Source organism: Streptococcus oralis (assembly GCF_004127215.1).
Lineage (GTDB): Bacteria > Bacillota > Bacilli > Lactobacillales > Streptococcaceae > Streptococcus > Streptococcus oralis_BD.
Window position 1 is genome coordinate 97,174 of sequence record NZ_QEWJ01000001.1, and the last position, 19,094, is coordinate 116,267.

At 40.9% G+C, this 19,094-nt stretch carries 19 protein-coding genes, 1 tRNA gene and 1 riboswitch; of the genes, 5 read left to right on the plus strand and 15 right to left on the minus strand.

All coding sequences use genetic code 11. The annotated features are described in order from the left end of the window. Window positions 1-75: 75 nt before the first annotated feature. From DF216_RS00455 to DF216_RS00490, 8 genes are read right to left on the minus strand one after another with little or no spacing between them, the layout of a single operon-like run. The gene (locus tag DF216_RS00455; protein ID WP_129325591.1) at window positions 76-678 is read right to left on the minus strand and encodes a lysozyme family protein; all 603 of its coding nucleotides are present in this window, start codon (window positions 676-678) and stop codon (window positions 76-78) included. Next, complete coding sequence (locus DF216_RS00460; protein ID WP_164978975.1) at window positions 678-1,652, minus strand: nucleoid-associated protein; 975 nt, start codon at window positions 1,650-1,652, stop codon at window positions 678-680. Before DF216_RS00460 ends, DF216_RS00455 begins: the two co-directional genes overlap by 1 nt. Window positions 1,653-1,659: 7 nt before the next feature. Beyond that, a complete protein-coding gene (gene glyA / locus DF216_RS00465) occupies window positions 1,660-2,916 on the minus strand; it encodes a serine hydroxymethyltransferase (protein ID WP_129325593.1) in 1,257 nt (418 codons plus the stop codon). A gap of 60 nt (window positions 2,917-2,976) precedes the next feature. Next, window positions 2,977-3,408 (minus strand): GNAT family N-acetyltransferase, encoded by a 432-nt coding sequence (locus DF216_RS00470; RefSeq protein ID WP_129325594.1) that lies wholly within the window; start codon window positions 3,406-3,408, stop codon window positions 2,977-2,979. A gap of 1 nt (window position 3,409) precedes the next feature. Then, complete coding sequence (locus DF216_RS00475) at window positions 3,410-4,012, minus strand: L-threonylcarbamoyladenylate synthase (RefSeq protein ID WP_206280066.1); 603 nt, start codon at window positions 4,010-4,012, stop codon at window positions 3,410-3,412. Beyond that, complete coding sequence (gene prmC / locus DF216_RS00480) at window positions 3,996-4,832, minus strand: peptide chain release factor N(5)-glutamine methyltransferase (protein ID WP_129325595.1); 837 nt, start codon at window positions 4,830-4,832, stop codon at window positions 3,996-3,998. Before prmC ends, DF216_RS00475 begins: the two co-directional genes overlap by 17 nt. Next, a complete protein-coding gene (gene prfA, locus DF216_RS00485) occupies window positions 4,832-5,911 on the minus strand; it encodes a peptide chain release factor 1 (RefSeq protein WP_001028815.1) in 1,080 nt (359 codons plus the stop codon). The genes prmC and prfA overlap by 1 nt, the downstream gene beginning before the upstream one ends. Further along, on the minus strand, window positions 5,908-6,498 hold the full coding sequence (locus DF216_RS00490; protein WP_129325596.1) for a thymidine kinase: 591 nt from the start codon (window positions 6,496-6,498) through the stop codon (window positions 5,908-5,910). The genes prfA and DF216_RS00490 overlap by 4 nt, the downstream gene beginning before the upstream one ends. Window positions 6,499-6,620: 122 nt before the next feature. Here DF216_RS00490 and DF216_RS00495 point away from each other — a divergent pair, with 122 nt between their 5' ends. Together DF216_RS00495 and mnmE are read left to right on the plus strand one after the other, a co-directional pair. After that, window positions 6,621-6,803: a 4-oxalocrotonate tautomerase gene (locus DF216_RS00495; protein WP_001117401.1), complete on the plus strand. Its 183-nt coding sequence runs from the start codon at window positions 6,621-6,623 to the stop codon at window positions 6,801-6,803. A gap of 132 nt (window positions 6,804-6,935) precedes the next feature. After that, complete coding sequence (mnmE, locus tag DF216_RS00500; protein WP_129325597.1) at window positions 6,936-8,309, plus strand: tRNA uridine-5-carboxymethylaminomethyl(34) synthesis GTPase MnmE; 1,374 nt, start codon at window positions 6,936-6,938, stop codon at window positions 8,307-8,309. Window positions 8,310-8,355: 46 nt separating this feature from the next. On the opposite strand, the gene dapA is transcribed toward mnmE, so the two are convergent. The 4 genes from dapA to DF216_RS00520 form a co-directional block, all read right to left on the minus strand. Next, a complete protein-coding gene (dapA, locus tag DF216_RS00505; RefSeq protein WP_129325598.1) occupies window positions 8,356-9,291 on the minus strand; it encodes a 4-hydroxy-tetrahydrodipicolinate synthase in 936 nt (311 codons plus the stop codon). A gap of 51 nt (window positions 9,292-9,342) precedes the next feature. After that, window positions 9,343-10,419 (minus strand): aspartate-semialdehyde dehydrogenase, encoded by a 1,077-nt coding sequence (locus DF216_RS00510; RefSeq protein WP_129325599.1) that lies wholly within the window; start codon window positions 10,417-10,419, stop codon window positions 9,343-9,345. A gap of 359 nt (window positions 10,420-10,778) precedes the next feature. After that, window positions 10,779-10,851: transfer RNA gene (locus DF216_RS00515), tRNA-Thr, on the minus strand. 105 nt (window positions 10,852-10,956) lie between these two features. Continuing rightward, window positions 10,957-11,466, minus strand: coding sequence for a QueT transporter family protein (locus tag DF216_RS00520; protein ID WP_129325600.1), 510 nt, complete (start codon window positions 11,464-11,466; stop codon window positions 10,957-10,959). Beyond that, window positions 11,464-11,560, minus strand: a riboswitch (PreQ1 riboswitch). (Overlaps the previous gene by 3 nt.) Window positions 11,561-11,588: 28 nt before the next feature. On the opposite strand from DF216_RS00520, the gene DF216_RS00525 reads away from it, so the two are divergent. Both DF216_RS00525 and mscL read left to right on the plus strand, forming a co-directional pair. Further along, the gene (locus DF216_RS00525) at window positions 11,589-12,026 is read left to right on the plus strand and encodes a GtrA family protein (RefSeq protein WP_129325857.1); all 438 of its coding nucleotides are present in this window, start codon (window positions 11,589-11,591) and stop codon (window positions 12,024-12,026) included. Window positions 12,027-12,105: 79 nt separating this feature from the next. Then, window positions 12,106-12,486, plus strand: coding sequence for a large conductance mechanosensitive channel protein MscL (gene mscL, locus DF216_RS00530; protein WP_129325858.1), 381 nt, complete (start codon window positions 12,106-12,108; stop codon window positions 12,484-12,486). Window positions 12,487-12,526: 40 nt separating this feature from the next. Here mscL and hemH read toward each other — a convergent pair whose 3' ends face one another. After that, a complete protein-coding gene (gene hemH / locus DF216_RS00535; RefSeq protein ID WP_129325601.1) occupies window positions 12,527-13,621 on the minus strand; it encodes a ferrochelatase in 1,095 nt (364 codons plus the stop codon). A 154-nt stretch (window positions 13,622-13,775) separates the two neighbouring features. Here hemH and pepT point away from each other — a divergent pair, with 154 nt between their 5' ends. After that, entirely contained in the window at window positions 13,776-14,999 is a 1,224-nt protein-coding gene (gene pepT, locus DF216_RS00540) for a peptidase T (protein WP_129325602.1), read from the plus strand. A 36-nt stretch (window positions 15,000-15,035) separates the two neighbouring features. Here the strand turns inward: pepT and DF216_RS00545 are convergent, their stop codons facing one another. After that, window positions 15,036-18,083, minus strand: a complete 3,048-nt coding sequence (locus tag DF216_RS00545) for a pneumococcal-type histidine triad protein (RefSeq protein ID WP_129325603.1) — start codon at window positions 18,081-18,083, stop codon at window positions 15,036-15,038. A gap of 13 nt (window positions 18,084-18,096) precedes the next feature. Then, window positions 18,097-19,014: a metal ABC transporter substrate-binding protein gene (locus DF216_RS00550; RefSeq protein ID WP_129325604.1), complete on the minus strand. Its 918-nt coding sequence runs from the start codon at window positions 19,012-19,014 to the stop codon at window positions 18,097-18,099. Between the last annotated feature and the right edge of the window lie 80 nt (window positions 19,015-19,094).

Below are 19,094 nucleotides of genomic sequence, written 5' to 3' on the forward strand. Positions count from 1 at the left end.
TCCTTTACCTTTCTAGGGTAATAAAACAATCTTAAAGAAAGCTTATAGTGAAAAACACCTGGTCAAACCAGATGTTTAAAAGAAATTAAAGAATTTCATGATATAGAGATTAAAGCGAACCTGTCTCGAGTAGTAATAATTTCCACCATTCTCATAGAGTTCGGCTCCGTGAAAGATAGAAATAGGGTTGATATAGGTGTAGGTCTTCCCTGTAGTATTACCAAGGATAGGAGCGACCGTTTCTCGGGAGTAACGCTTGGCTAGGGCCAAAGTATTTTCCTTACCGTTCTGAGCAATAAAGTCGATATAGGCAGGTCCAAAATTATAGGCTTGAACAGCGGTCCAGACATCTACTCCTTTGCTCTGTGCCAAATAGAGGTTATCTGTTAATGTCTGTATCCCTTGACGAATACTAGAGGCATCGTCATTGATGGTATTGGTAGCGCCACTAGCAGACTCACTAGACTGCATGACATCTCGCTCTTTTCCCTTCGTTTCGGTATAAATCATGGCGAGCACCAACTCTTCATTGGCTGGGGTATCTCTTTCGCTGAGGATTTCCCGAACCATAGTTTGGTAGGTCATGACTTGCTTTACATCCTGACGAATGTGATAGGCTTTATATCCAGCAAAAAGGAGGACTGCTAGCACTAGCATTCTTCTTATAAATTTAAACATTATTTACTTTGAATATCCTCGATATTTTTAATTAAGATAGAATAGGTTCCATTGTCATTTTGGATAAACTCAACAGACTCCGCGTCCTGGTAAACATTATTTGGAACGATGAGTTCGATTCCGTTTGACAAGGAAAGTTTTTGATTTTCAAATTTCTTGAGTTGACGACTGGCATCAATTTCATCAAACTGGACTGGTTCGGGTACGGCTTCTTTGACTTGATCAATAAAGCTTAATCGAGCCGTCAGATTATTATCAAAAAGGTCATTCGCCAATTTTTCAGGAGACAATTCATTGCTTTCTTCTAAATTATTGAAAATCGCTGATTTTACCTTAGATTGAAATTGAAAGTCATCTGTGTTAAAGGACTCTGCAATTCTCTGGGCTGTTTTTTCCAGTTCCTTGATGGATTTCTTGGGAGAAATCTTAGGAGAGACAGCAAGGAGATTTTCTGAAAAATAATTCAAAAAAGTTCCATTGTACTTGATTCGTTTCTCGATCAGGTGGTACTTGCGACTTTGAAGATTGACGACCAAGGCCTCATCAGCTCCTGTTCCAAAACCAGGCAAGTTATTCTGAGTTAGCTTGATTGGATTATCAACTTCTCCACCAAGGTGGGTCAAGGTTTCCCGCAGGGCAATTCGTAAGAAAGCGAAATGCTCTACACCTTCTTTGGAAAACTGAACAAAAACCAGGTCATTGGTCTTGAGATTTTCAGAAATACTGAATTCCTCTTTCCAGAGATTAGCCAGGGTTACTGATGTCTCCAACAAATCGTATGTGATATGATTGAAGAAGGGATTTTCTTCCTCGAAAATCCCAGTCTTAGCTTCATCTGAATACACACGTTCGATTTTTTTGCGTAGGTATTCTTCGATTTTTGGAGTGATATTGAGAAACTTATCCGCTAGGAACAACTCAGTATCATCTGGGCTGAACTGATGGATAATGGCTTTCTTAATATAAATATCCATAAAAGTATTAGTCCTCGTATAATGGGAAGGCATCTGTCAATTCTTTGACTGCGCTTCTCACTTCTTCTAAGACAGCCTCATTTTCTGCATTCTTAAGGGTTTTAATGATGAGTTCAGCCACTTTACGGCTTTCTTCTTCACCAAATCCACGCGCAGTGATGGCTGCTGCTCCGATACGAATCCCACTTGTTTTAAATGGTGACAAGGTTTCGTATGGGATTGAGTTTTTATTTAGGGTAATATTGACTTCATCCAGCAAGTTTTGAGCAACTTTTCCGTTTTCAACAACCTTAGTCACATCAACTAAGAAAAGGTGGTTTTCAGTCCCACCAGAAATGATACGGAAATCAGGGTCTTGCAAGAAGACAGCTGCCATAGCCTTGCTGTTCTTGATGACATTAGCAGCATATTCTTTAAAAGCAGGATCCAATACTTCTTTGAATGAAACAGCTTTTGCTGCGATAACATGCTCTAATGGTCCACCTTGAATACCAGGGAAAATAGCTGAGTTAATTTTCTTAGCAAGTTCTTCATCGTTAGTCAATATCAAGCCACCACGTGGTCCTCGAAGTGTTTTGTGGGTCGTTGTCGTTGTGATATGTGCATATGGAACTGGACTTGGATGAAGACCAGCGGCCACCAAACCAGCGATATGGGCCATATCTACCATGAGCTTAGCCCCAACAGCATCAGCAATTTCACGGAATTTTGAGAAGTCGATAATTTGAGAATAGGCTGAAGCACCTGCTACGATTAGTTTTGGTTTTACTTCTTGGGCTTGTTTCAAGATAGCGTCAAAGTCCAAGAGCTCAGTTTCAGGATCTACACTATAAGAAACAAAGTTGTAGGTTTGACCAGAGAAGCTGACAAAAGCTCCGTGGGTCAAGTGTCCACCTGCTGCCAAATCCATCCCCATAACCGTATCACCTGGCTCAATCAAGGCCATGTAAGCCGCACAGTTGGCTTGGCTTCCTGAGTGGGGTTGAACATTGGCAAATTTAGCCCCGAAAATTTCTTTCGCGCGTTCAATAGCCAGAGTCTCTACAACATCCACCACATCTGTACCACCGTAATAACGGCGTCCTGGGTAACCCTCGGCATATTTGTTGGTCAAGATAGACCCTTGAGCCGCCATAACAGCCTTGGAAACCACGTTTTCCGAAGCAATCAACTCAATGTTGTTTTGTTGGCGTTCTTCTTCTTTGGCAATAGCATTCCAGAGATCAGCATCATATGCTTTAAAATCATCTTTGTCAAAAATCATAGGTCTTCTCCTTTATAGTGTGACTGGTCATTTAGTTTGGTTCTACAATAAGAAAATAAACTAAAAGATGCGAATAAACCGTTTTTGCACTTTATCACAAGTATAACCAACTTTTTCATAAAATGCATGAGCACCCAGACGATGATCGGCAGAGTTTAAGCGGATAAAACCATAACCTCGTCTTTTTGCTTCATTTTCCAACCCTTGCAGTAAGCATTTACCGATACCTTGCCCTTGTACCTGAGGTGAAACTGCTAAGCCTAAGATATTGAATCCTGCTTTGGAATAAAGGGACTCATAGACTTCAGCGTGAACATATCCCAGCAAGACATGGCTGACTGCGTCCTCATAACCAAGTAGGAAATGATGGGAATCTTGAGATAGTCTAGCTAATTGACTAGCTGTAGCCTCTAGACTAAAAGAATAGCCCAAGGTCTCTTGATTGATGTCACATATAGCTTTTACATCTGTTTCTTGCAAATCTCTTAGCATCTCATTCCTCCTCAAAAGAAATCTCTGGAACCTGAGCGAGAATATCTTCTCGCTTGATAGCTCCTTGTCGTAAGATTTTCACCTTGGCTCCAGACAAATCCAAAATAGTTGAATCCTGTCCAGTTAGAAAAGCATCATCTTCTAGACCCAGAACCTCTTGGTCAAAATCTTTCAGAATTTCCTGAAAGGTCTCTCCACTTGCCTGACCTGAGATATTGGCAGACGGTCCAATCAAGGGACCTGTCTCTCGAATCAAATCAAGGGTAATGGGGTGACTCGGCATCCGAAATCCAACAGTTGCAAGACCAGAGTTAACCCAATAGGGAACTCTGTCATTGGCTTCTAGGATAAGGGTCAAGGGACCTGGTAAAAAGATCTCTACAAGTTTTTGTAGATAAGCTGGCTGATTCTTTGAAAAGTGCAAGATGTCTTCTAAAGAGGCAACATTGAGGTTAAGCGCCTTGTCTCTGGGACGACGTTTGAGTTGATAAACATGGTCCACTGCTTTTTCGTCCAGAGCTTTGGCAAAGAGACCATAAACTGTCTCGGTAGGCAGAACAACTGCCCCACCCTTTTCCAACTCTTGTCTAATCCTGTCCATCATCAACTACAACCATCCTATCTTGACCAAACTGGTCCTTGAGTGTTCGAACTCTTTTTTCAGGAAGGTGTTTCCTAAAAAGTTCGGGAACACTTTGACCTTGCTTGTATCCAATTTCAAGGTAAATCTTACCACCATCTTTAAGATAGTCTTTTGCATCTTCCGCAATCCTACGGTAAATAGCTAGGCCATCCTCATCTGCAAAGAGGGCTAGATGAGGTTCCGAATGCAAAACATTCAAACCGACTTCTGACTCATCTTCACGAGAGATATAGGGTGGATTGGATACAATTATATCATATTTTTCAGAAATTTCTGCAAAACAATCCGATTTTTTAAAAAATATATTAAGATTTTGATTTTTGGCATTCTCTGATGCAAGATCAAGTGCCTCTTGAGAAATATCTGTTGCTGTCACTAACCAATTTGGTCTGTTTTTTGCTAGTGCAAGGGCTATGGCACCACTTCCCGTACCGATGTCCAAGATCTTGAGATTTTCCTTAGGATTTTCAGCTAGGATAAGTTGCACCAACTCCTCTGTCTCTGGACGAGGAATCAAAACTCGCTCATCAACTGTTAACTGCATACCAAAGAAATCTGCATAGCCAATGATATACTGGGCTGGTTTATGAGTTGCTAACTGCTGGTAAATCTCTTCTACAAATTGTTTTTCTTCCTCGTCTACCTCTTGCTGGAGGGCAAAGACGAAGTCTGTAAAGGATTGATTTTTCAGGCTACGATAGACAAAAGAGAGGCTTTCAGCTTCCTCTCCTTGTCTTATCAACTCTTCTTCAAAATCTGAGAATAATTGAGCTAATTTCATTATTTGTTTAATTCTTCTAATTTTTGTGTTTGATCATAGAGCACCAAAGCATCTACAACTTCATCCAATTTACCAGACAAAATGGTATCTAGTTTTTGGAGAGTCAAGCCAATACGGTGGTCTGTGACACGGTTTTGTGGGAAGTTATATGTACGGATCCGTTCTGAACGGTCACCAGTACCAATTGTTGACTTACGCTCAGCGTCTTGTTCGTCTTGTGCAATCTGAGCAAAGTGGTCAGCAACACGCGCACGGATGATTTTCATGGCCTTCTCACGGTTCTTCTGCTGGGTACGTTCTTCCTGCATCTCAACCTTGATATTGGTTGGCAAGTGAACGATACGAACGGCTGTCGCAACCTTGTTGACGTTCTGTCCACCAGCACCAGATGCGTGATAGATATCAACACGAAGGTCTTTTGGATCAATATCGTATTCCACTTCTTCTACTTCAGGCATGACAAGGACAGTTGCAGTCGATGTATGAACACGACCTTGGCTTTCTGTCACAGGGACACGTTGCACACGATGGGCACCTGATTCATACTTAAGTTTAGAGTAAACGGATTGACCAGAAACCATGGCAACCACTTCTTTGAAACCACCAACACCGTTCATAGAAGCTTCCATGACTTCAAAGCGCCAGCCTTGGGCTTCCGCATACTTTTGGTACATGGTTAGAAGGTCTCCAGCGAAAAGCGCTGCTTCGTCACCTCCTGCTGCTCCACGGATTTCAAGGATAATATTTTTGTCATCGTTTGGATCTTTTGGAAGGAGCAAGATTTTCAGTTTTTCTTCGTATTCTTCTTTTTCAGCCTTGGCATCTTTGAGTTCCTGCTTGGCCATTTCTTCCAAGTCCGCATCTCCGCCTGATTCTTTAATCATCTCTTCGGCATCAACGATGTTTTGAAGGACTTGTTTGTATTCACGGTAGGCTGTTACTGTATCACGAGTAGAAGCCTCTTCTTTTGAGAGCTCCATGAAACGCTTGGTGTCAGAAACGACATCAGGGTCACTCAGCAACTCTCCTAACTCTTCATAACGGTCTTCTACAGCTTGTAGTTGATCATAGATGTTCATTTTTCTTCATTCTCCTTATTGATTTCAGGCGCAAAATAATGTTTACGGCAAACTGAGATATAGGTTTCATTGCCACCAATCTGAATTTGTTCTCCCTCATAGGTAGGCTTCCCATCTAGGGTTCTGAGTACCATAGTCGCCTTTTTCTTACAATACTGGCAAATGGTCTTGATTTCGTCAATCTTATCTGCTAAGAGCAAGAGATATTTGGAACCTTCGAACAGTTCATTGCGAAAGTCATTTTTCAAACCGAATGCCATGACAGGGATGTCTAACTCATCAACAACACGAGCTAGGTCGTAAACATGATGACGTTTGAGAAACTGGGCCTCATCAACCAGAACACAGTAAGGTTTTTCAGGTAGGTCTCGGATATAGCCAAAGATATCCGTCGTCTCTTCAATCACAACGGCTGGGCGTTTCATGCCAATCCGACTAGATATATAGCCAACACCGTCACGCGTATCCAGAGCAGAGGTCATGATGACAACACCTTTTCCTTGCTCTTCATAGTTATAGGCTACCTTGAGAATCTCAATCGTTTTACCTGAATTCATAGTCCCATAACGATAATACAACTGTGCCATGCTTCTATTTCACGTCCATTTCTAAATTTTTGCTACATTCTAGTATATCATAATTTTCTGAAGCTTTAAACGGCAAAATGTGGTAAAATAGAAGAAATACAAAACTAGTGGAGGAAGCTATTATGCCATTTGTACGCATCGATTTATTTGAAGGACGCACGCTCGAGCAAAAGAAAGCTCTTGCTAAGGAAGTAACGGAAGCTGTTGTTCGTAATACTGGAGCACCTCAATCAGCCGTTCATGTCATTATCAACGACATGCCAGAAGGAACTTACTTCCCTCAGGGTGAAATGCGCACCAAATAAGCTAGCTTAAGCAGAATTGCTTAGGCTTTTTCAATCTCCAAGTAGCCTCCATTGAAGAAATAGTTTAAATTTGTTACAATTTGAAAAGAGCCTTGGAGATATTTCCAAGAAAAGTGTTTTAAAGGAAGAAATATGATTACACGTGAATTTGATACCATTGCTGCTATCTCCACACCTCTCGGAGAAGGGGCAATCGGGATTGTCCGCCTGAGTGGAACTGACAGTTTTGCCATTGCTAAAAAAATTTTCAAAGGAAAAGACTTGAGCAAGGTTGCAAGCCATACTCTCAACTACGGACATATCGTTGACCCTCAAACTGGTAAGGTTATGGACGAGGTTATGGTTGGTGCCATGAAGTCTCCAAAGACCTTCACTCGCGAGGACATTATCGAGATTAACACCCACGGTGGGATTGCCGTCACCAATGAAATTCTCCAGCTAGCTATCCGTGAAGGAGCTCGGTTGGCTGAGCCTGGTGAATTTACCAAACGTGCCTTCCTAAATGGACGTGTGGACTTGACGCAGGCTGAGGCGGTGATGGACATCATCCGTGCCAAGACAGATAAAGCCATGAACATTGCAGTCAAACAACTAGATGGTTCCCTCTCTGATCTTATCAATAATACTCGCCAAGGAATCCTCAATACACTTGCCCAAGTTGAGGTCAATATCGACTATCCTGAGTATGACGATGTTGAGGAAGCTACTACTGCAGTTGTCCGAGAGAAGACAATGGAGTTTGAACAATTACTAACCAATCTCCTTAGAACAGCCCGTCGCGGTAAAATCCTTCGCGAAGGAATATCCACAGCCATCATCGGCCGTCCCAACGTTGGAAAATCTAGCCTTCTCAACAACCTCTTGCGTGAAGACAAGGCAATTGTGACTGACATCGCTGGTACTACACGAGATGTCATCGAAGAATACGTCAACATCAACGGTGTTCCTCTTAAATTGATTGACACAGCTGGAATCCGTGACACGGATGACATCGTCGAACAAATCGGTGTTGAGCGTTCCAAAAAAGCCCTCAAGGAAGCCGACTTAGTTCTACTAGTGCTAAATGCCAGCGAACCACTGACTGCTCAAGACAGACAACTGCTTGAAATTAGTCAAGAAACCAACCGCATTATTCTACTTAACAAAACAGACCTACCTGAGGCCATCGAAACCGAGGAACTTCCTGAAGATGTCATCCGTATTTCCGTCCTTAAAAATCAAAACATTGATAAAATCGAAGAACGCATCAACGACCTCTTCTTTGAAAATGCTGGTTTGGTTGAGCAAGATGCTACTTACTTGTCAAATGCCCGTCACATTTCCTTGATTGAGAAGGCCGTTGAAAGCCTACAAGCAGTTAATGAAGGTCTTGAGCTGGGTATGCCAGTTGATTTGTTGCAAGTTGACTTGACCCGTACTTGGGAAATCCTCGGAGAAATCACTGGAGATGCTGCTCCAGATGAACTCATTACCCAACTCTTTAGCCAATTCTGTTTAGGAAAATAAGAAAAATCCATGATCGTTCTTGCGGTCATGGATTTTATTATAGTTATTAGTAATCTGGTCTTAAAACACCAGTTACAGTTGCCTTAGTTGCTTCGTAGTCGCCATCTACAACAACTTTGATAATGCGTTTGGCATCTTCTTCTGGTGCTGGAACTAGAGGTAATCGAGTTGGACCAGCTTCAAATCCCATGTAGTTCAAAACTGCCTTAACAGGTGCAGGACTTGGATAAGAGAAGAGAGCATTGACCTTAGGAATGAATTTACGCTGAATAGCTGCAGCTTTCTTCATGTCGCTTTCTGCAATGGCAGTAAACATTTCGTGCATTTCGTCCCCATTTGTATGAGAGGCAACAGAAATAACCCCATCTGCACCAAGGTTCATGGCATGGAAGGCATCTCCATCTTCACCTGTATAAATCAAGAACTCTTCTGGCTTGTGCTCAATCAAGTAAGCCATATTAGCCAAGCTGGTACATTCTTTGACACCAATGATATTTGGATGGTCAGCCAAACGAAGCATGGTTTCTGGAGTTAATTCGACAACCACACGTCCTGGAATGTTATAAATGATAATAGGTAAATCTGATGCATCCGCAATAGCTTTAAAGTGCTGGTACATCCCTTCTTGAGAAGGTTTGTTGTAGTACGGTACGATAGCAAGTCCAGCAGCGAAGCCACCAAAGTCTGCGACTTCTTTGACAAATTCAATCGAGTCACGTGTATCATTGGTACCTACACCTGCAATCAAAGGAACACGTCCATTAACAACCTTTTGAACTGCCGCAAAGAGTTCCAACTCTTCATCGTGTGTCAAGGTTGGACTTTCAGCTGTAGTTCCAGCTAGCAAAATACCATCCGTATGGTGGGCCAACAAATGCTCTATAAGGGCTGGAATGGCATCAAAGTTGATGGAACCATCTTCATGGAAGGGGGTAATAAAGGCAGTGATAATTTTACACTCTTTTAAATCTTTATAAGACATGAGTTACACCTCTCTATTTCAAAGAAGGAGTTCATTCGAACTCCTAAACCATTATTTCAATTCAAATTTCAGCTCAGCTGTTGGACGGACCAAACCACGCTCATGAAGCGTTTCTGCGATCTGTACAGAGTTCCAAGCAGCACCTTTGAGGAGGTTATCTGAAACAACCCACATGTGAATTCCTTTTTCGGCATCCAAGTCCTTACGGATACGACCAACAAAGGTATCACGTGAGCCAACAGCATTGATGGCTTGAGGATAGATTTGATGAGCCACATCATCCTCAAGAACAGCACCTGGAAAGGCTGCAATGGCTGCTTTCACTTCTTCGATTGGAGCCATTTCTTTTGTTTCGATATAAACAGACTCAGAGTGAGCTGACAAGACTGGAATACGCACACAGGTTGCAGATACTGCAATGCTGTCATCTTCCATGATTTTCTTAGTTTCCTTAGTCATCTTCATCTCTTCGTAAGTGTAATCATTGTCAGTGAAGACATCGATTTGTGGAAGTGCATTGAAGGCGATAGGATAGTGTTTTTTGTCACCACCTGAAGGCAAGATTTCCGCATGCAAATCACGTGGATTCACCCCATCATTTAAAACTTCACGAAGTTCACGTTGTGTTTCAAGAATCGCTCCCATACCAGCACCTGAAACAGCTTGGTAAGTTGAAACAATGATACGGTCTAAGCCCCATTTCTGACGAACGGGCTCAAGAGCTACCATCATTTGGATAGTTGAACAGTTAGGACAGGCAATGATGCCGTTGTGGGCATCAAGTGCATGAGCATTGACTTCTGGAACAACCAAAGGAACATCTGGATTTTGACGGAAATAAGATGTATTATCCACCACTACCGCTCCAGCTTTAACGGCGTATGGTGCATACTTAGCTGATGTAGAACCACCTGCTGAAAAGAGAGCAATATCAACACCTTCAAAAGCTGTCTCAGTCGTTTCCTCAATCGTAATATCTTGATCTTTAAATTTCAAAGTCTTACCTGCTGAACGTGCTGAAGCAAGGTAACGGATTTTATCGATAGGAAGTGTTGATTCTTCCAACATTTTTATCATCTGAGCTCCGACAGCACCTGTCGCGCCGACTACAGCAACTGTATATCCCATAAATAACCTCTTTCGGAATTTTCTAAAAATTTCTATAATAGAAGTATTATACTACTTTTTCTAAAAATTGAAAAGTATTTTTGAGTTCTAATTTCTGAAAATAAAAAAATCCCTAGCCATTGACTAGGGACTAAGAGGCATCTTCATGTGATGAGCAGGTTCACACAACTCATCAAGGTCCGCTCCTGCGTTTTGACCTCCTTATGCTCAATAGTAGTCCGAAGACTACCTATCGACTCATCGCACCTACTATTCTACTAAAGAGAGTCACTTTTGTCAACAGCCAAAACTCCTTGGTTTCATTTACATAGGTCTATAAGAAAAACCTTGGTTTCCCAAGGTTTTTTCTGTCTATTTAATGCTAATTGCCGGGATTGAACCGGCGACCTCATCCTTACCATGGATGCGCTCTGCCAACTGAGCTAAATCAGCTTACCTAAAAAGTATACTATAGTTCTATGTTCTTGTCAAGTGCTCTCTTTTAATTTTATGGAATGAAAAAAGCTAGATTTAGTAAGAATCTAGCTTATAAACTTCTTATTTTGTGAGGTCGATTCGCTGTCCCAGTTTTCCGATTAGGATTGCACCTACGATAAGTGATGCAAACTCTCCAACTCCTGTAGAGAACCAAGTGAAGAAGAATGGAGCTTCAGCAACGATATGAAGTTCTGCTGCAATGGTAATCATTGAAATAGAGAAGAGGATTGAAAAGAAAAAATGATCTTTTCGAATCAAACCATTGAACAAATAGTCTTTCTTGTACTTGCTAAAGAGCCAAACACCCAGACTAAGGAAAACTAGAGTAGAACCTCCTCCGACAAAGACATCTATTAGACCAAAGCTAAAGAAATTAGCAATCATACAACCAATCGTCACACCGATGATATATTTAGGATTGTAAAAGGCTAGAAAATTCATCATCTCAGAAATACGGAACTGGTAAGCACCGTAGCTAATAGCATTTAGTGGTGGGGTAATGGTCAAAACCACATAGATAGCAGCAACAATAGCAATATCTGCCATGTCACGAACAGTTAAATTTTTCATGTTCTCTCCTTTGGCGGTTTCCCGCGTAAAATATGCTTGGTGAAAGAAGCTAAGCACCAAGGGTTGAGTGAATCAACCTTACCAGTATAGCACAATATATGACTTTATGCTATACTAAAATCATGAAAAATCAAATAAAAGCTTTCTTTGATAACGAGATTCTCTCTTACTTATTTTTTGGTGGTGCTACTACTCTGGTCTCAATTTTATCACGTTTAGCTATCTACCGTATCAGCCATCAAGAAATCCTAGCAACCATACTCGCAAATATTATTGGTATTCTTTTTACCTTTATCACTAATGATGCATTTGTTTTTAAACAAGAGAGAAAAAATTGGGCAATCCGTCTGGCTAAATTTTTCTTAGCACGGTTCTCTACTCTTGGTTTGGACGTTCTTTTAACTTATATTTTCGTTACATCTTATCCCAATATTATTGGTCAGTTTGTTGAACAGAATATAGATAGGGTTAATACGGTTGAAACTATCCTAGCACAAATTTTGATCATCATTTTAAACTATATTTCCAGTAAAATCTATATTTTTAAAAGGGGCAACTGACCGCTTTAAGCGTTCAAGTTGCTTTTTGTCACAATTTAGGATATAATAAATTAGAAAATTAGGAAAGGAATTTATGAAAATGTTAAAAGATCTTAAAGAATTTTTGCTTCGTGGTAATGTTGTTGACCTTGCTGTCGGTGTGATCATTGCCTCTGCTTTTGGTGCTATCGTTACTTCATTTGTTAATGATATCATCACTCCACTCCTATTGAACCCAGCCTTGGAAGCTGCGCAAGTACAAAACATCGCTGAGCTTGCATGGAATGGTGTTACATATGGTAAATTCTTGAGCGCTATTATCAACTTCCTTGTTGTAGGTACTGTTCTCTTCTTCGTTATTAAAGGTATTGAAAAAGCTCAAAACCTTCGTAAGAAAGAGGAAGTGGTTGAGGAAGCACCTGCTACTCCAACTGAACTAGAAGTTCTTCAAGAAATCAAAGCCCTTCTTGAGAAAAAATAAGACAAAAAAGGATCTAGCTTCATGCTAAATCCTTTTTTCTTTAGTTTTTCGGCAACTTACCTGCCTTTTCTAGCATTTTTTTAATTAAGTAAGGCATCTTCACATTTTCACGGCCTTTTTTCTCAATCAGTTTTTTCACAAATTCTGGCATTTGAAGATCGCCTGTTTCCTCCATAATATCCTTAGTGGTTGCTGAGGGAGCTAATTCGTCAAAGGTTTCTTCTTCTGGGAGAAATTCCTTAAATTCTTTTTGTTCATTGTCCCTCACAGTATCAACTAAAGCATCAATTAAACGGGAATCTGTATTTGGCATTGGTGGGCGATGATAATTTACCCCTAATTCTTGACATAACTCATAACATTCTACATCATTATCGAACAAGACTTCGATGTGCTCACTAATAAAACTAATCGGGACAAAAATATAATGCTCTGGATGTTGTTTCTGTTCTCTCAAATACTCGAGTACATCTGGCTTAATCCAAGGGATTCCAATGTCACTCTCGCTCTGCCAAGTATTGGTATACTGATCTGCTGTTAGGCCAAGTTGTTTGGCAATTAGTTTGCTATTATCAAAAATCTGATCGATATATGGATCTCCATAGTCCAGAGCAAATATTGGAACACTGTGAGCTGAGAAGATCACCTTGAAGGACTCTTCTCCCACTTCGTCTCTCAAGATTTTACCAACCTCACCTGTCCAGAAGTCTAGCAAAGACTGTTGCTGATACCACTCTTTAATGACTAAAAAGCGTATTTGCTTGCTTTCCAGAAACTTCTCATACCCCATAACTGAGTAAAAGGAATAATGAGGTTCCAAAATCAAGCAGATACATTCTTCAACACCATCAGCTTCCATCTGCTTGATCACATCAGGGATAAAGGGGCGAGAAAATTTGTTAGCAAAGTAGATGCCATACTCTTCTCCTAATCGCTCTCTTACTAAAGCAACTTCCTCACGGGTAATCTTCTGAAGCGGTGTTCCACCTATACGGACATAGTTATCATAGAGGGTCTGAATCTCGTGATCCTGGGGTCTAACCCCACGACGAATATTGGTAAAAAAATCCGCTACACTCTCAAAGGTAATCTCTTCTGGTGAACCGAATGTCATCATTAAAATTGCTTTTTTCATTGATATATCCTTGTGATGTTTTTTTCAATTACCATTGTACCATGAAAGATATAATAAATAAACGTTTTCATTAATTTTGTTTTTTTATTTACTCCTCTTTGTCTTTCCCTCCATTCTATGATACAATGAAAAAAATGATAATAAAGGAGTTTTTATGACTTATCCCAATCTTTTAGAACGTTTTTTGAGCTACGTTAAGGTCAATACACGTTCTGATGAACACTCTACTACTACTCCAAGTACGCAAAGTCAGGTAGATTTTGCGATCAACGTTCTTATTCCTGAAATGAAACGTGTTGGTCTACAAAACGTCTACTATCTGCCAAATGGTTTTGCTATTGGTACCTTACCAGCTAACGATCCAAATCTCACTCGCAAAATTGGCTTCATCTCCCACATGGATACTGCTGACTTTAATGCTGAAGGTGTGAAGCCGCAAGTTATCGAAAACTATGATGGTGGAGCCATCGACTTAGGTACTTCTGGCTTTAAACTAGATCCTGTTGACTTCAAGAGTCTTGAAAAATATCATGGCCAAACGCTTATCACAACTGATGGTACGACCTTGCTAGGTGCTGATGACAAGTCTGGGATTGCTGAAATTATGACTGCTATCGAATACCTGACTGCTCATCCCGAAATCAAGCATTGTGAAATTCGAGTTGGTTTTGGTCCAGATGAAGAAATTGGCGTTGGTGCTAACAAATTCGATGCTAAAGATTTTGATGTTGATTTCGCCTACACTGTTGACGGAGGACCACTAGGGGAACTCCAGTACGAGACTTTCTCAGCAGCTGGCGCTGAGCTCCATTTCCAAGGGCGTAATGTCCACCCTGGTACTGCCAAAGGACAGATGGTCAATGCCCTTCAGCTGGCGATTGATTTTCATAATCAACTTTCTGAGAATGACCGACCAGAGCTGACAGATGGTTACCAAGGTTTCTATCATCTTATGGATGTGTCAGGTAGTGTCGAGGAGGCGCGTGCAAGCTATATCATTCGAGACTTTGAAAAAGATGCCTTTGAAGCTCGTAAGGAAACCATGCGGGACATTGCTGATAAGATGAATCAAAAGCTTGGGAATAATAGAGTAACCTTGAGTCTGACAGACCAGTACTACAATATGAAAGAAGTCATCGAGAAAGACATGACACCCGTTACCATTGCCAAAGCCGTTATGGAAGATCTTGGAATCACGCCAATCATTGAACCGATTCGTGGTGGGACAGACGGTTCTAAGATTTCCTTTATGGGTATTCCAACTCCGAATATCTTTGCTGGTGGTGAAAACATGCACGGCCGTTTTGAATACGTTAGTCTTCAGACCATGGAGCGCGCAGTAGATACCATCATTGGTATTGTATCCTATAAAGACTAAAAAAGACGAGGTAGCTCAGCTACTTCGCCTTTCTTTTTATTCGTTTGGTTGAGCACTTGAGTCAGACTCACTTTGCTCTTGCTTTTCGCTTGCTTGAGATGTCGCTGTTTCACTATCTTTCTCAGACTTAGATTGGTTAGCAGTTTCACTTGATTTTGAACGGAGTTCTTGGTTCAAGCTAATAATCTCTTTAGCTAGAGTAAGGAGGCCTTCTTTATCACTACTTTTGGCTGCGAGTTGATCAAATAGGGCATCAACACGCTCAAAGTCTGCATCTAATCCCTTATTATCCTCAAGGTACTTGTGAAGAGAGAGCAAGACATTATAAAGTTTTTGATAGATGATCACCGTTTGCGGATCTTGTTCTGCCTGTTTTTCCTCTCGTTGGATAGTTGCTGCAATACGGTTCAAAAGTTCCTCAAGCTGTGTCTTGGCTTCATCAAAGTCTGCATTTTCTTTTTCTGTGGCTGCTTTGATATTGGCTGCTTCTTCAGCTAGGGATTGTTTGACACCGTCTTCTTTGACACGTGCTAGGAGTTGGGCAGCTTTTGTTAGAAGAGCATCCACTTCTTCCTTTTTAACATGGCTAACCCGCTCTTCTGGCATAAAATCACCGTAGAGTTCTTTTAGGAATTCATAGATGGCTGTCTTAGCGGTTTGACTATCTACTTTTTCCGTATCTAGAATAGTCTTACCAGCTTTTGTAGAAACGGGTTCGTCTTTTAGAGCTTCTTCCACCTCTAGTTTAGTTTGGTAAATAGTTGGGAATAACTTGTTCAAGTCGGTCGCTTTGAGGAAAGATTGCGACTGGTAAAGTTCCCAAGTCAACTTGGCAACACGGTTACGTAGTTCTTCTCTGAGTCGGCCATCAGATACATGTTCGTAGAAATACTTAATGTACTCTACTGTCGTAACCCCTGTCCGATCACGGAAATCTTGCAAGGCTTGAAGTTTCGCTTCAATCGCATCCAACTCTGTCTCATCTTGTGCTAGCTTCGCATCCTGCAAATGTAGCAAGAGATCCTTCTTAGGCAAACCATAAGTATCTGTATCCAGTGTATTGATCTTATCTACAAGGGCTTGGTATTTCTTGTCCAAAGGTGATGTTTCAACTGGAGACACACTGTGATCCACATGGATATATTGCTTATCAAAGAGATCCAAGGCTGCTAGGTATCCAGCAGTTGAGTTTGTCGCAAGTTTTTTCATGTTCTCGGTAAATTGACCCAAAGCAAGTTCAACCCGTCTCTGCATGATAGGTTTGTCTTTGTAGAGACTTCTGCTATCTGCTAATAGTTGATCCACTTTAGAAAGAACAGTTTGCTCGTCAAAAGCTCCAGGCTGATAGCTTGATTGTAGGGCTGGAATCTTGTTTTTCAAAGCCACTTCATAGCCCTTAGTTTGGACCTTGATATAATGATTGTGGTCTCCGTGAGGAATCACAAAACTACCACTTTCTACCTGTAAACTATAAGGAGACACCCCATCACGTAGGGCAGTTGTATAAAGTTCATTTAGGAAATCAAGTTCTGGATTCCCAGTTTGGAGAGGAATACGAACATGTTCTTTTCGAACAGCATAGGGATGGATATGGGTTGGATCATAGGCTTGATCCGGATTTCCAAAGACAAAGAATCCATTTGAAATGCGAATCGCTTCGAGCGGAACTCCGTAGGTCTGTGAGATATACTTGATTTTTTCTTCATCGCTAGCATCTCTTGAGAAACTTTCCACAGTCTTTGCAAGTGGTTGAACGTGCTCAGACTGATGATTTTCTTTCAAGTGATCTTGGGCAGCTTTGATTTGTGCTGCAGTCAAGTCCTTCTTAAAGAAATAATGAGCGTGATCTCCATGAGAAACTACAAACCCTTGCTCATCTTCACTGACAACGCGTTCAGCTGCAAAGTCGTGATCATGCTCTTCGTCATGATGGTGATTATGGTTCTCTCCATCGTGGTCATGATCTTTATGCTTGGTCCCCTGACTTCCATGGTCACCGTCTTGGTTATGAGGATGATCCGATTGAGCTGGATGCTCTGCTGGTTTGCTTGGATTTTCCAAAGGTGTTGGTTTCCCACTGTCGCTAGATAAAGGAATCATACGCGCAATCTTTTCTTCCAAAGCAGAAAGCTTTGTATATGGGATGAAATGATAGTGATTTCCATGAGGAATCGCTACGCCACTTGGTGTTCTGCTTGAAATCTTAGCAGGGTCAAAAATCAAGCCATCTGATTCTGCATAACGTTGATTACTTGGAAGTGCATAGAGCTGTTTTAATAGATTTTGAAGGCTCTCGTCTGAATTACTTGGTTTTTCAGTTTGTTGACTAGGATTAGTGGTTTGACTAGTTCCATTTTGACTTGGACGATAGTTAGTTACACTCGGTTGTTTTCTAGTTCCAGAGAGGTAGGCTTGAGCAGCTGCCAATTCGCTGGCAGACAAGGAACTCTTTGGAATGTAGTGGTAATGTCCACCATGAGGGACAATATAAGCATCACCAGTATCCTCTATAATATCAGATGGATTAAAGATGTATCCATCATCGGTAGTATAGCGTCCTTGTGATCGTGCAAGTGTCACTGCACTGTTAGAAGTTGGTGCATCGTGCGTATGACCTTGTTTTTGGCGTTCAATTTCGTCCTTCGTACGAACGTTATCTGCATGCGCCGCATCCTTAAGGTAAACATAATACTTGCCATCAACCTTGATAATGTAGCCACCTTTGATTTCATTAACAATATCAGCGTCTTTGAGTTGATAATTGGTATCTTTCATCAAAAGTTCTTCACTGAAAATCGCATCGAAAGGAACTTTCCCATTGTAATAATGGAAATGATTACCGTGTGATGTCACATAACCTTGATCGGTAATTTTCACAACAATTTGTTCTGCCTGAATATCTTCTTTTTTGCTAACTTGATCTGGTGTCTGAGTCTCTGTTTTTTGAGAGTCTTGCTTCCCGTCGACATAAGACACACGGTTATCATCTTTGTTTCCTTCTACCTGGTGTTGGTTCAATGCATAGATGGAAAGACTCAGGGAAAGGACTAAAGCCGAGCCCGCCGCAAGATACTTTTTCTTCATTTTCATAATCTCCTCATTTTAATTCTTCTGCAAGAACATTCATATTTTCTTCTAGATTTTCTAAGTAAGTTTTGTCATTTTCAGGGTCTGCTTCCAAAGGATTGAGTGTCTTTAGGCTAACTCCTGTTGATTTGACCAAGGTCTCAGCGACTTTAGAAGAAGCATTGCTCTCAGTAAAGATGGTTTTGACCTTATAGGTTTTGACAAATTCTTGGATTTCTGTTAGTTGTCTCGGACTTGGCTCTTGTTCAGGAGAGATACCAGCAATTCCAAGCTGTTTCAACCCAAACCGTTTAGCAAGATAAGAAAAGGCTGTATGTTGTGTAACAAAAGTCTTTTGACTAGCTTTTTCAAAAATAGGCTGGTATTTTTTAGTCAATTCTTGGGCCTTAGAGATGAAATTCTTGGCATTCTTTTGATAAGTCTCTTTATTAGCACTATCAAGCTCCGAAAGTTTGTCCGCAATAATCTGTGCCTCTTCACCTGCTTTTTCTGGATCTAACCAAGTGTGAGGATCGTAGAGTGTTTTTTCATCGATACCGTCACCAGCTTCTACATCTTCTAAGCCCGGTACACGCTCCAAGGTCATCCCTTCAGAAGCTTCTAAAACTTTAACTTTTGAGTTTTTCAAGTTAGGATCTAGACTTCCAGCCCAAGATTCGAGCGTATGAGAGTGGTAGACAAAGACATCCGCATCATAAATGGCAGCAATGTCATTCGCTGAAGGTTCATATGAGTGAATTCCACTACTTGACTGAATCATCCGAACATCATTCAAGTCACCTGATACCTCTTTTACCATGGCGTAGATTGGGTAAAAACTTGTTACAATCTTCATCCCTTTTGCCTCTTGTTTTTCTTTTTGGCTACATGCTCCTAAGACAAGAACCAACAGACCTGTCATTAATAATAGAAATGTTCTTTTTTTCATCATTACTCCTTAACTAGTATTTAACCATTTAATTAACTAGTAAATAGTTTATCTTTATTTACACTATATGTCAAGATATT